The organism is Colwellia sp. 20A7 (assembly GCF_009832865.1).
GTDB lineage: Bacteria > Pseudomonadota > Gammaproteobacteria > Enterobacterales > Alteromonadaceae > Colwellia.
Genome location: NZ_CP047130.1, coordinates 1,122,191 through 1,136,148, shown reverse-complemented (window position 1 = coordinate 1,136,148; position 13,958 = coordinate 1,122,191). Strand labels below are relative to the sequence as shown.

The 13,958-nt window shown below is 35.8% G+C and carries 9 protein-coding genes; all 9 read right to left on the bottom strand.

The window, feature by feature from the left end; all coding sequences use genetic code 11:
- Nucleotides 1-47 precede the first annotated feature (47 nt).
- The 9 genes from GQS55_RS04935 to parE all read right to left on the bottom strand — a co-directional run bounded on the left by GQS55_RS04935 (nt 48) and on the right by parE (nt 13,906).
- A complete protein-coding gene (locus GQS55_RS04935) occupies nt 48-389 on the bottom strand; it encodes a YdbL family protein (RefSeq protein WP_159818500.1) in 342 nt (113 codons plus the stop codon).
- 9 nt (nt 390-398) lie between these two features.
- On the bottom strand, nt 399-581 hold the full coding sequence (locus GQS55_RS04930) for a YnbE family lipoprotein (RefSeq protein WP_159818498.1): 183 nt from the start codon (nt 579-581) through the stop codon (nt 399-401).
- 2 nt (nt 582-583) lie between these two features.
- Nucleotides 584-3,256 (bottom strand): intermembrane phospholipid transport protein YdbH family protein, encoded by a 2,673-nt coding sequence (locus GQS55_RS04925; RefSeq protein WP_159818496.1) that lies wholly within the window; start codon nt 3,254-3,256, stop codon nt 584-586.
- A gap of 85 nt (nt 3,257-3,341) precedes the next feature.
- A complete protein-coding gene (gene feoB / locus GQS55_RS04920; RefSeq protein WP_159818494.1) occupies nt 3,342-5,501 on the bottom strand; it encodes a ferrous iron transport protein B in 2,160 nt (719 codons plus the stop codon).
- Nucleotides 5,502-5,575: 74 nt separating this feature from the next.
- On the bottom strand, nt 5,576-5,800 hold the full coding sequence (locus GQS55_RS04915; RefSeq protein ID WP_159818492.1) for a FeoA family protein: 225 nt from the start codon (nt 5,798-5,800) through the stop codon (nt 5,576-5,578).
- 274 nt (nt 5,801-6,074) lie between these two features.
- Nucleotides 6,075-8,402, bottom strand: a complete 2,328-nt coding sequence (gene parC / locus GQS55_RS04910; RefSeq protein WP_159818490.1) for a DNA topoisomerase IV subunit A — start codon at nt 8,400-8,402, stop codon at nt 6,075-6,077.
- A 137-nt stretch (nt 8,403-8,539) separates the two neighbouring features.
- Complete coding sequence (locus GQS55_RS04905; RefSeq protein ID WP_159818488.1) at nt 8,540-9,775, bottom strand: GGDEF domain-containing protein; 1,236 nt, start codon at nt 9,773-9,775, stop codon at nt 8,540-8,542.
- Nucleotides 9,775-11,709 carry a GGDEF domain-containing protein gene (locus GQS55_RS04900; protein WP_159818486.1) on the bottom strand — a complete coding sequence of 645 codons (1,935 nt, stop codon included), beginning with the start codon at nt 11,707-11,709 and terminating at the stop codon, nt 9,775-9,777. The genes GQS55_RS04905 and GQS55_RS04900 overlap by 1 nt, the downstream gene beginning before the upstream one ends.
- Before the next feature lie 301 nt (nt 11,710-12,010).
- Nucleotides 12,011-13,906 (bottom strand): DNA topoisomerase IV subunit B, encoded by a 1,896-nt coding sequence (gene parE / locus GQS55_RS04895; RefSeq protein ID WP_159818484.1) that lies wholly within the window; start codon nt 13,904-13,906, stop codon nt 12,011-12,013.
- Nucleotides 13,907-13,958: the final 52 nt, after the last annotated feature.

The following is a 13,958-nucleotide window of genomic DNA, read 5'->3' as shown; positions in this document are numbered from 1 at the left end:
AGCAATATCAAGACAAAGGGACGCTAGTTCCCTTTGTCCTTCAATACTTATTTCTTAATCCATTGTCCTGAGGTATTTTTAATAAAATGACCTGACCTTGTTTTAGCTAATGCTTTCTTTCCCGCCAACGCAGTCACTTGCTCCATAGTAATTTTATTTTTACGTGCTAAATCTATATAAATTTGTTTACGTTTTTGATTAACACTATTAACTAAGTTTTTAGCTTCGGGGCTATTCACAACAACACCTAAATAACCATTAGACATTTCCCCTACTAAACCTTGCTGCTTTGCTGCACCTAACGATATAGCCCAAGCAGAGAAAGTGATTGTTGAAATTAAAAGAATACCGCTTACTTTTTTTATCAAATTATTCGTTATCATATTCATAATATCTCCCTAAAAAACATCGCTTTCATCACTAAAAATATCGTCTAATTCTTTATCTACTTTGACTTTTATTTCATGATCAATTTTTAAATTTAAATTAATAGTAATTGGCTCTTTTGCGCTAACTTCTACTTTATGTGTACAAGCACTCATGGTGAAAACAATGGATACTGCTATTAGTATTTTACGCATACTCACTCCTTATTTTTTTGTAAACCTTTGATAATAATATCTTCAAAACGTTGTGTTATTGACAAGGATTCAAGCAACCCTAACAAGTCGTAAGTTAAATTCAAATTCAAGTTTACATCGTTATCAATATCAGGATTTCGACCTTTTATTATTGTATCTAACTGCATATAACCATCATCTAACATTGAAACCTTAGAGGAAAGCTGATGATAATGCAGGTTTTGCAGCGCATCAAATGCTAATTGTAACTGACTATTATTAGCTTTTAACTCTGCTACTGCAGGATTGTTAATCACTTGTATTAGTCCATTAGTAACATTGTATAGTTCACCCGCTTCAATAGTAAGTTTATCACCATCAAACATTACAGGAACGTTCCCTGAAATATTACCTGTAACAACAATACCTTGCTTTTTATCTAATGCCAACACTTGCGCTAAGTCTATACTATCTAGCTGAACATTAGCTGAATGCCCTTGTACAAAAGGCCAGTGCATATCAGGAACAAAAATGCTTCCGCTAAAAGCATCAGCTTTAAGATTGTTAACAGCAAGTTTGAAGTTATTATTACTAAACGACCAACGAGTATTAACAGAAAGGTTTGAAATAGGCGTAAATGACTCAATTAACGCTATCGTTATATTTTCTTTATCATTAGCGTTTGTGGTTATATTTCCTGATTCTATGGTGAATTGTTGCTGCCAATTTAGATCTTGGATCCAAATACCATCAACTTCGCCACTAAGCGACTTAATACCAACACTGGTATCAAAGTGAGTTTGAGTAATATGATTTAAGTCTGGTAATTGACCTGATACATTGTAGTTTAATGTCCCCTCAATAAGCTCAACACTAATAGGCAATTTAATATTTAATAAGAGTAAATCAGTCAGCGGTAAACCTGTTCCGATTACTTCTATTGCCGGCGATTGTACTGAGCCAGTAATAAAAACATTCCCCAGTTCTACGCCGTCAGCATTAGTGCTAGTTTTAATATTAATATCATCCAAAGAGCCTTTTACCTCACTAAACAATTCAAGAGAGCTCACTTGTATGGCCTTAGGTACATTCATTTGTTTCGCTTTATTTAGAACGGATATATTCATATTAAGCTTATTATTTTCTAACAATGCCACATTACCTTTTAATGCTGTTGATAATGCTTTTACACTGAATAATGTTTGATTACCTTGCTCGCTGCTTCCTGCAATCTTTATATTGTTAAGCTCAATAACAGAGTTTTCCGCTAAGTTTAGCCTTGCTTGATTGTTTAATGACTGTAATGATCCCGCTAAATGAATATTAATTGGCGTAGTTGTTAATTTTGCTATACCTGGCACGCTAATCAAGTTGATTTCACTATCAATAACAAAGTCATCTACAGTAAATGCATTGAGTATTTCTGTGTTAGCCAACGCTACTGCACTATTATTCAATACAATTTGATGTATGACTTCACCATTACGCGCATTCATTTCTAGATAGCTAAGCTCTAGTTCACTGGTGTTGAAGTTAACAATAGCATCGCCTTGAAGCTTAAGTGCTAATTGAGGTATTGGGTTATCTTTCATTACCGACATAATTATTGGAGAAACTTCAATTCTTTCAAGTAACGCCAACAGCGATACTTGCTGATACTCCAACAGTATTTCATTTTGATCTATAAATTGTAGAGTCAGTACCTCATTATTTTTATTCGATGATGTATTATTATTCTTTTTAAAAGTTTCATTTTTTTTACTGTTCACCTCGTTGGAACCTAAATCAAACTGATTATTAAAATTAAGCTCCCCTGAGAGTTTAAATGCACCACTGTCACCTATACCAATAGCGGAGTTTAATACAAAGCCCGTAATATGATTTTCCATACTGAGCTTATCAGCTTGATACTTTATTAATGAACTAATACTTCCTGTGACTTCATGAGCATTTAAATCATGTTGAAATCTAGTGCTGATCGGTAACCGATGCTCACTAACAAATGTTTTTAATGGCTCTAACTCACTTGAGAAAGTAATAGAGAAACCTGATAATTCCTGAGTCAATTCAAGGTTAAGAAAGGCTTTATTGTTTTCATTTCCCAATGAAAATAACAAGGTATTATCTAGGTTTGAGAGCTGAGCAATATAAAGTGATTGCTCTTGTTCATAAGTAATATTATTTGCTGTTGCGGTTTTACCTTGCACGGTGAAAGGTACATAAAAAATTTGGTCAACATTCATATTTAACGGCAATTGAAATTGATCAAGTTGGTCTACATAAGATCTTAGTGCTGCCGATAATAAATCGCTAACACTTTTACCAGTAGTGCTTTCCTTATCATTTAAAGAAGTTTGATTGATATTTGAAAAGAAATGCTCTTTAGCGCTAATTTCAACCAAATTCACATCAATATTAGTTATATTAAATTTGGGGTAGAGGTGCCACTGTATAACCGTATCAACAATATTTATATCCACCTTTGGGCTTTGTAAACATAAGTTATCAACAACAATTGACAGATCACTTGTTAGACCGAGATCAAAACACGTTACTTTTACAGGAGTTGAACTGAATTGATTTTGTGCAACGCTGTTTATAATTGAAATGCGAGCATTATAAATACCAACAACAATGACAGCAAAAATGATGAATAAGGAAACAAGCGTTATCGCAATAAACTTGAAAAATCGCACTTAAGTTTCCTTACCCTGTTTATCATCTAATTAGTTAGAAAGAATACACTAATTATTACTAAAAGACTTTAAAGTCAATGAGCCGTTATGAATAGCTCACCGATATTGGGATCGTTAATACCTTACGTCCCTTATGTTTGAGCCAAAAATATATCCCCGTAAAACTCAGTAATACAGCAGTAATATAGATGCTAGCAATTATAGGTGCGGCAAAGAAGTTACCTACTTGATAACACAGAGTTGCCATTAAATAAGCCAAGGTAAAACTCCAAATCCCGGCAAAACCAGCCCAACGACTTCCTACTTCATTTTTTATTGCACCCATTGCAGCAACACAGGGTGTATATAAAAGAATAAAGAGTAAATAACTAAAAGCACCTAACTTACCAACAAATGCGGCTTGCATCACTTGGTAAGTACTTAATTCTACCCCTTGTTCTTGAGCTACAGCTTCTATGTCACTCAAATCGCCAACATTCATGCCTAAAGGGTCATCAGGCGAAATACCTAATAAATTTTCTTTAATACTTTTGGTCGCTTCTTGCCAACTTGCCTCAAGAGAAGGTTCACCTTCATCAGGTACGTTTTGTGGGGAATATAAACTGTTAAAAGTGGCAACAAGTACTTCCTTGGCAAAAATTCCAGTAATAATGCCAACGCCAGCTTGCCAATTTTCTTCTTTAATTCCCATAGGAGCTAATACGGGCATAACTACTTGCGCACTTCGGCTTAAAATAGATTGTTCACTGTCTTGATGACCAAAACTACCGTCAGTACCAATAGAATTGAAAAAGGTTAATAGACACACAACAATAACAATTGTCTTACCTGCTCCAGTAACAAAACTATAAGTCCGTTGCCATACACGTTTACTAATAGCACGAATATGCGGAACTTCGTATGGTGGTAGCTCCATAATATTAAGTGAACTAGTACCAGACAAAACTGTCTTTTTCAGTAAAAAGCCAGTAAAAATAGCAGCGGCAATACCAATTAAATATAAAAGAAATACTAAGTTTTGACCGCTATCAGGGAAGAATGCTGCGGCAAATAAAGCATACACTGGCAAACGAGCCCCACATGACATAAAGGGAGACATCATTACCGTAGTTATACGCTCTCTTTCACTATCAAGTACTCTAGCCGACATAACAGCAGGAACCGTACAGCCAAAACCAACAATAAGCGGCACAAACGCTTTACCCGGCAAACCAATTTTTTGCATTACGCTATCAACCACAAAAGCAGCGCGTGCCAAATAGCCTGAGTTTTCAAGTAAGGATAAGCCAATAAATAAGCAAGCAATAACAGGGATAAAAGTAGCAACGGTTTGCATACCACTCCCCACGCCTTCAATAATAGTCAGAATCCATTGTGGTAAATTTAAAGGCTCAAGAAGATGGAGCGGATAAGAAACAAAAAGAGTACCGCTAATAATATCAAAAAAGTCAATAAAGGCACTGCCCACATTAATAGCAAACATGAAGAGTAAATACATCATACCTAAAAATATTGGTACACCAGTAAGAGGATGTAATGCAACATTGTCTAAGTAATCAGAAAAACTTGCGCCACCACCAGTAGCACTGACTCTAGCAATAATATCTGATGCAAAATCTTGCCTTGCCTGAATTGAAGATAAACTTTCTGGCTGTAAAATTTCTTTACTTGGTGCTGATTTTTTTTGTAAAGAGCACGCGAGTAATTTTTTTTCTATAATATCTAATGTACTTTTATTTTGAGCGCTTACAGCAACAACCGGACAACCTAACTCTTCGCTTAACTTATCAACATCAACCCATGCATGTTTTTTTCTATCGGTTTTATTCAATACAACCATCATAGGTATACCCAATTCAAGTAATTGAGTAGTAAGGTAGAGTTGTCGGCTTAATTGGTTAATGTCGACAACATTAATGATGCAGTCAATATCTTTGTGCTGAATAAACTGTTGTGAAATAGATAAGTCTTTCCCTTGTTCACCACGTTGAGAAAGTGAACTTAAACCAGGTAAGTCAGAAAGATAAGCATCAACATTATTCAATTGTAATGATGTTTTTTTAGCTGATACCGTAATACCAGAAAAGTTACCTACGTTTTGCTTAGATGATTTTTTATGCCGAGATGTTAAGAGGTTAAATAACGTACTTTTACCTGAATTAGCAAAACCAACTAAAGCGTAATGTAGATTTTTAGAGGGTGATATACCCTCGGAACACGATGAAGAATTAGAACAACAACTCATGGGGAAAACTCATATAAGGTTTACTGAAAACAGCTTTATTTAAAGCTGACAACCCGAAGTTAAATTAATTAATCTTAAACGGCAGTAACTTGAATTTGTGCAGCTACAGAACGTTGAATACATATTTTGGTATTGTGTAAACGATAAGCTAATGGACCATTAAAGGGGGCTTTATGTGCTAAAGCAACTTCTGTTCGTAAAGCAAAACCTTGCTCTAAAAGTTGAGCCGACAGAGTTTCGTCAAGTGGCAAGGCACTGATTTTAACTACTTGATTTTTTGCTACATCAACTAAAGTCATTTGCTATGCCTCATAGCTATACCTATCACACAGACTATAAAATAAAGTGATCAGTAAGGTAAAATGGAATATTCTCTGCTTTTAGCTATGAATTAAGATCTATAGAAAGATCTAAAACCAAACTTAAAACTAAGGTTAATGAGAATTACTATTGTTAAAATGATACTCCTAAATAAAAGAATACACAATGAAAACAATTGCTATTTACACTTTAGCTAAAGCCAGTTATTAAACCGCTTTAAGGGAAGTAAATCCTCCCTTAAAGCGCAGGTAGCTATGACTCTTCTGTTGGTGTTATACCTTCATTATTGACAGATTCTTGCTCTGTTACTTGCGCGACAGTAGCATTAGATAACTCAATTTCAACATGATCTACACGTTGTAAACCCCGTGGTAGTTTGTTACCTCGACGTCCTCTTTCACCACGATAGTGATCAATATCAATTGTTTTCAAAGTCAATTTACGACGACCAGCATGAATCGTTACAGAAGCGCCCTCAGGCACTATTGCCAGTACAGTTACAAATTCTTCTCGAGATTTTGCTCTAGCAGAAGGGATATTTATAATTTTATTGCCCTTACCTTTACTAAGTACAGGTAAGTTTTGCACAGGAAATACTAACATTCGCCCTTCAGTAGTAATTGCAAGGCATGAGTCGGTATCGATATTTTCAATTAATTGTGGTGTTAATACTTTTGCAGCTTGCGGTAAAGAAATCATCGCTTTACCGTTCTTATTACGGCTAATCATATCGCTAAAACTACTAACAAAACCATAACCGGCATCACTAACTAATAAATATTTAGCTTCATCTTCAGCCATCACACAATGAACGAAATTTTCACCTGACGCTAAACTAAAGCGCCCTGTTAGCGGCTCGCCTTGGCTTCGTGCTGTAGGTAAAGTATGAGCATCGGTCGTGAAAGCTCGTCCTGAAGAGTCAAAAAAGGCCACTGGTCGATTACTTCGCCCTTTAGCTGAGCATAGGTAAGAGTCACCCGACTTATAACTTAACGCAGTTGCATCAATGTCATGGCCTTTAGCGCAACGAGCCCACCCTTTGTCGGACACAACAACCGTTACGGCCTCACTTGGGACAAGATCTTTTTCAGTTAATGCTTTTGATTCACTGCGCTCTACTAGTTTAGAACGACGATCATCACCATATTCTTTAGACGCTGCAAGAATTTCTTTCTTCATTAGCGTACTCATGCGTGCTTTTGAATTAAGAATTTTTTCTAAATAATCTTGCTCTTCACGTAATTCATCTTGCTCAGCTCGAATTTTAACTTCTTCTAACTTAGCTAATTGTCTTAGCTTAATCTCTAAAATAGCATGTGCTTGTATTTCAGATAACGCAAAACGCGACATTAATTCCGCTTTAGGATCATCATAACCACGAATGATCTCAATCACTTCATCAATATTCAAATAAGCAACGAGTAAACCATCTAAAATATGTAAGCGCGCAAGTACTTTATCTAAACGATATTGTAGTCGACGACGCACAGTTTCTCGGCGATACTCAAGCCACTCGGTTAATATTTCTCGTAGATTTTTCACCGCTGGGCGATTATCTAAGCCAATCATATTGATATTAACGCGATAGCTTTTTTCTAAATCTGTGCTGGCAAATAAATGTTGCATTAGCTGTTCAATATCAACACGATTTGAACGAGGAACAACAACTAAGCGGACAGGGTTTTCATGATCAGATTCATCACGAAGATCAATGACCATAGGCAGTTTTTTTGCCGTCATTTGTCCCGCTATTTGTTCTAATATTTTTCCGCCTGAGGCTTGATGCGGTAAAGCTGTAATAACAACTTCTCCATGTTCAATATCATAAACAGCTCGCATCCTGATACTGCCACGCCCAGTTTGATAAATTTTTTCAATATCAGCTTTAGGCGTTATTATTTCTGCATCAGTAGGGTAATCAGGACCTTTAACAAATGCTAACAAGTCAGCAACTTCGGCTTTTGGCTCATCAATTAAGTGCACACAAGCATCAGCAATTTCACGCACATTATGCGGTGGAATATCGGTTGCCATACCAACGGCAATACCTGTTATACCGTTAAGCATAATATGTGGTAACCGAGCCGGCAATGTTTTAGGTTCATCCATAGTACCATCAAAATTTGGCACCCAATCAACCGTTCCTTGACCTAATTCGGCAAGTAAAATCTCACTAAAACGTGATAAACGAGATTCTGTATAACGCATTGCAGCAAACGATTTAGGATCATCTGGGGCACCCCAATTTCCTTGACCATCAACCAATGGATAACGATAGGAGAATGGCTGTGCCATTAACACCATAGCTTCGTAACAAGCGCTATCGCCATGAGGATGAAACTTACCTAATACATCACCCACAGTACGCGCAGATTTTTTATACTTTGCCGTAGCCGATAGACCAAGCTCTGACATAGCATATACAATACGACGCTGTACTGGTTTTAAGCCATCACCAATATGCGGTAAGGCTCTATCCATAATAACGTACATTGAGTAGTTTAAATAAGCTTCTTCTGTAAAACGTCGTAGAGGAACTTGTTCTACCCCGTCTGGACTATATTCGAGCACATCAGACATGAAATGATTATCCTATTCCCATAAACATTAGTATCGCAAAATTTTATGCGATTAATTTTTCTTATAACGATTAATAAACGCCAATATTAAAGACAGCTTATATGATTTTTATAGCCAAGTGAATTCAAATAGTTAGTCTAATTGCTATAACGTCTTTCTTGGTCACTAACAATAGCTTCATAACTAACCATTTGGTTTCTTCCTTGAGCTTTTGCTCGGTACATAGCTAGGTCTGCAGCGTGTAAAATATCATCAAATTCTGGATTGGTATCTTTCAAATTTGCCACACCAATACTTAACGTTATACTGTCATCAACACCGAGTTCACTAAAATTATATTGAGCTATTTTTTCTATCACTCGCATTGCGATTGCTTTAGCATGATCAAGGTTGGTGTTGGGCAAAATAGATACAAATTCTTCCCCACCTAAACGAGAAAAAACATCCCTAGCTCTCATTGTTTCACTTACAAGCTTCGCAATTTTTTCTAACACTAAATCACCAACAGAGTGACCAAATTTATCATTTATTAATTTAAAATGATCTATATCTAACAATAATACACTTAAATCTAATTCTTGTTCGCTAGCGTCTTGAACTAACTTATGTCCTTGATTGAAAAGCTCGGTTCTATTCAGTAACCCTGTGAGACTGTCTGTTTTTGCTAAGACTAACAGTTTCGTTCTAACTTTAAGTTTCCTTAACAGTAATAAAATAAATAATAAAATAGTACAAAAAATGAAGAAAAATCGCCTTTGTTGATCTTCTTGTTGTGCATGTACATCAGCAATACGCAATTCTTTTAACTTGTTTTGATTTGCTAATAATTTATTTTCTGATATTTTTTGTGCAACTTCAGAGTTTTTTGTTAATTTTTCAATGTTATTTTCACGTTTTCTCTCACGGTATTCATTATATTTATCAACAAAAATCTTCTTATTTTTATAAGCATTGTCATAATCTTTAATCCCCGCATAACTGTCAGCTAGAACCAAATAAGCATTAGCAAAAAGAGGTAAAGCCAACTGTTCTGTAGCAATATATTTAGATAATAATTTAGCTTGCTCTATCAATAAAATAACATCTTTATGCTGCTGAGTTTGCTGTTTAACTTTAGCTTTAATCAATAAAACCAAATACTGTTCGGCATAATTTAAAGAAGGGTTCAATGTTAATGTATCATTTAATAAATAATTTACTTTGTCCGATGAAATTTTAGCTTGTTCTGCCAAATCAACAATATCTTTTCGGAGTTTAAACTGCTGAGCTTGGACAGCTACTTGGCTCTCATCTTTTACATTTAATGCAGCCATAGACACATTAAACATAAGATGTGCTATTAAAAGTAAGCATAAAGCTAAACGTATAATCATTAACTGCATACCCTATTTCTACCTTGATCTTTAGCCTGATAAAGTAGACCGTCCGCTTTTTTTATTAAAGTAGCTAGGTCTGACGATTCGGTATTGGAAAAATCGATACTGTTAGCAACACCAATACTAATAGTGACATGCAATGACTTGGGTATTGAATCATTATTATCCCAAACGTAAGCATCCACAGCCATTCGGAAACGCTCTGCAATAATGTTGGCTTGAGAGGTAGAGGTATTTGGTAAAAGTGCGACAAACTCCTCGCCACCAAAACGACCAAAAACATCGGTTTTTCGCATTAAATCTTTACCAAGTTCAACAACTTTTTTCAGCACTAAGTCGCCACAATTATGACCAAATTGATCATTTACCTTTTTAAAATAATCAATATCAATCATTAAGGCGCTGAATTCTGTATTTTTACTTTTAGATTGTTGAAATGATTTATTGCCTTTTTTCATTAATTCTCGACGGTTGGCAATACCTGTTAGCATGTCGATGCTCGATACTTGATACAATCGATGTTGACCTTGAACTAACTTAGCCAGTAACCATGCAAATATTAAGGCGACAACAGCAATATAAAGCAAATAGAGTTTTTGTCTTTTCTGCTTTTGTTCGGCCTCTAACAGCGATATTTGCTGTAATGTTTGTTTATTTTCCAAAACTTGTGTTTGTAGATCAGCTTCTTTAGCTTCAAGTGCTAAACGTACCTCAGCAACTGATTGGGTCTCTTTTTCATCACGTAACAATCGAGTTAGTACCAATCGATGCTCTTGCAACTCATAAGCTTTTTGATAAGCACCTAATTCAAAGTGTGTTTTAGATTGTAGATCAAAAATATTGATACGTGTTTGAATTTTTAAGTGACCTAACGGCATTTGATTAGCTAAAATATTTTCTATTTTATTAATTGTCTCAATAACGTCATTAAAACGCTTTAACTCGAACAATATAAAGGCTTCATCTACACAATATTGTAATTCAATATCATATTGTTCAATATCCCCTATATATTTCTTAGAAAGTAATAAATATTGATAACTTGCTTCAGGGTTAGAATTTTTTTTCTTTAAATTAGCCCAAGATAATCCCAAATAAGCACTGTACATAATTTTATTAAGCCCAGCACTCTCGGGTTCATTAATAATAGTTTCATAGGCAATAATCGCTTGCTCATACTCATTCTCAGAGACATGATTCATGCCTATATTCACTAACGCGTTCAATGATAATATAGTTTGGTTGGAGCGTTTATAATGTTCATAAGACTGCTGATAATAAACCATTGCCTGTTTATTTCTATTTAAGTGGGTATACAAAACACCTAACTCAAAATTAACAGCCCCTTTAAGTTTTTCATCATCAGTTTGCTTAGCAATATTGTAAGCATCATTTAAGACAAGTAACGCATTTTCATAATGATCAGTTAAATAATATATTACGCCTAGTTTCACCAACCCCGTAGAAATCAAAACATTGTCGTGCAGTGATTTAGCTAACGCTAAGCCACTTTCATAATCTTTAGCTGCAAGTGCAGTCTCACCTATGCTTTCATAGGCTAAGCCTCGATTATAAAGTAACTCAGAAATTAATAAGCTAGGGCTAGAAAGCTGAAGGGTTAGTGATAAACCATCTGTAGCACTTTGTTTTGCTGAATGATATTTCCCTTGTAAAATATAAATATCAGTTAGTAAATGCTGGTATGTAATTTGTTGCTCTAAAGTTAATTCATCAACTTGCTTTGCGTATTTTTCTAATTCAGATCGCGCTAAAGGTATATTGTTATCAATTAATTTTTCAATTGTTATTGCCGCTTCTTCAAAGGGAACAAAGCCCTCTTCTTCAACTTGTATGACAACAGCAAAGCTCGTCGCAATATACATAAAAGAGAATAGTGTAATTAAACACGTTGGGATACGCTTAAATAACAATACAAATGGCCTATAAACGTGATGATTATCAAACTAGTATAAAGCGATTATTTCAGAAAACCAATGCTATTCAACCGAAGCCGAAATTTGCACTTCCTGCTTGAATGTATCGGCCTGATCTAACATCGACACCTTTTGCCCTACTTTACTTTTTACTCAAAGCTCATTTGAATCGTAGGGCATAATTTGCCATAAAAACATAAATCATGTATTCGCAATAATGACGATTAAAAAAGGCTTTTAACCATCATTAATTGTCAGTTTATGCACTAGACTTTATCAACTTATGATTTAAAAACCATTATTGAACTACGGCCATATCCCCTTTAGCTTGGAGCCATTCTTTACGGTCTCCCGAGCGTTTTTTCGACAGGAGCATATCCATCATTTCAATGGTTTGACTATGTTCTTCATCAAGCGCAGTAAGTTGCACTAAGCGACGAGTATTCGCATCCATAGTCGTTTCGCGTAATTGCAATGGGTTCATTTCGCCCAAGCCTTTAAAGCGTTGTACATTAACTTTACCGCGTTTTTTCTCGGCAGCTATTCGGTCAAGAATACTATCTTTTTCTGATTCATCAAGCGCATAAAAGACTTCTTTTCCTACATCTATACGATACAGTGGTGGCATTGCTACATAAACATGTCCAGCTTGTACTAGGGGTAAAAAGTGTTGTGTAAATAAAGCACAAAGAAGCGTTGCTATATGAAGTCCATCCGAGTCAGCATCTGCCAGAATACACACTTTACCGTAACGTAGCTCTGATAAATCATCACTGTCTGGGTCTATTCCTAGTGCAACAGAAATATCATGTACTTCTTGTGATGCTAAAATCTGCCCTGAATCTACTTCCCAAGTGTTAAGAATTTTTCCACGTAAGGGCATTATCGCTTGTGTTTCACGGTCGCGTGCTTGTTTAGCACTACCGCCAGCAGAGTCACCTTCCACTAAAAACAATTCAGTACGGGATAAATCTTGGCTACCACAATCAGTTAACTTGCCTGGCAATGCAGGACCTTGAGTTATCTTTTTACGTACCACTTTTTTACTAGCACGCAAGCGTTTTTGCGCATTGCTAATGCAAAATTCCGCTAAGAGTTCAGCTATATCTGTATGTTCATTTAGCCATAAGCTAAAGGCATCTTTTACAACGCCAGTTACAAAGCCTGCACATTGACGAGAAGATAAACGTTCTTTGGTTTGACCTGCAAATTGTGGGTCTTGCATTTTGATTGATAAAATATAACTACATTTATCCCAAATGTCGTCAGGAGTTAACTTTATGCCACGTGGAATTAAGTTACGAAACTCACAAAATTCGCGCATAGATTCTAATAAACCTTGGCGTAAACCGTTAACATGTGTGCCACCAGCAACAGTTGGAATTAAGTTGACATAACTTTCGCCTACACTTTCGCCACCTTCAGGTAGCCAAGTGACCGCCCAATTCGCCGCTTCAGTTTGTGCCGTAAACTCACCAACAAAAGGTTGTTCAGGTAAGCTTTCATAACCTTTAACTGATTCTTTTAAATAATCAGTTAAACCATCTTCATAGCACCATTCATGCTTTTTATTGTCAATTTTGTCATGAAATTTAATCGTTAAGCCTGGGCATAATACCGCTTTGGCTTTTAATAAATGAGTCAGTTTTAATACAGAAAACTTAGGTGAGTCGAAGTACTTCGGATCTGGCCAAAACTTTACACGTGTACCTGTATTTCGTTTTCCTACCGTGCCTGTTTCAGTTAATTCTTCAACTTTATAACCGTTCTCAAACGCCATTTCGTAAACTTTACTATCACGCCTAATACTTACATCAACCCGCGTTGATAAGGCGTTAACAACTGAAATACCTACACCATGCAAACCACCAGAGAATTGGTAATTTTTATTAGAGAATTTTCCGCCGGCATGTAATTTACAAAAAATAAGTTCAACACCAGAGACGCCTTCTTCAGGATGAATATCTATTGGCATGCCTCGACCATCATCAGTAATTTCAAGCGATTGATCTGTATCTAAAATAACACTAATATTTTGTGCATGTCCGGCCAGAGCTTCATCAACTGAGTTATCAATAACCTCTTGACCCAAGTGATTTGGACGAGTGGTATCTGTATACATGCCTGGGCGGTGGCGTACAGGATCTAAGCCGCTAAGTACTTCAATGGAATCTGAATTATATTGGTCGGTCATGGTTTATTTTCTATCTATGTGAGTATATGTATCGTTTCTATCTTCCAACTTG

What these genes read in the sequence shown, in the direction of transcription:
- GQS55_RS04935 (WP_159818500.1), bottom strand. Translation starts at nt 389, where the DNA reads ATGAATATGATAACGAATAATTTGATAAAAAAAGTAAGCGGTATTCTT.
- GQS55_RS04930 (WP_159818498.1), bottom strand. Translation starts at nt 581, where the DNA reads ATGCGTAAAATACTAATAGCAGTATCCATTGTTTTCACCATGAGTGCT.
- feoB (WP_159818494.1), bottom strand. Translation starts at nt 5,501, where the DNA reads ATGAGTTGTTGTTCTAATTCTTCATCGTGTTCCGAGGGTATATCACCC.
- GQS55_RS04915 (WP_159818492.1), bottom strand. Translation starts at nt 5,800, where the DNA reads ATGACTTTAGTTGATGTAGCAAAAAATCAAGTAGTTAAAATCAGTGCC.
- parC (WP_159818490.1), bottom strand. Translation starts at nt 8,402, where the DNA reads ATGTCTGATGTGCTCGAATATAGTCCAGACGGGGTAGAACAAGTTCCT.
- GQS55_RS04905 (WP_159818488.1), bottom strand. Translation starts at nt 9,775, where the DNA reads ATGATTATACGTTTAGCTTTATGCTTACTTTTAATAGCACATCTTATG.
- parE (WP_159818484.1), bottom strand. Translation starts at nt 13,906, where the DNA reads ATGACCGACCAATATAATTCAGATTCCATTGAAGTACTTAGCGGCTTA.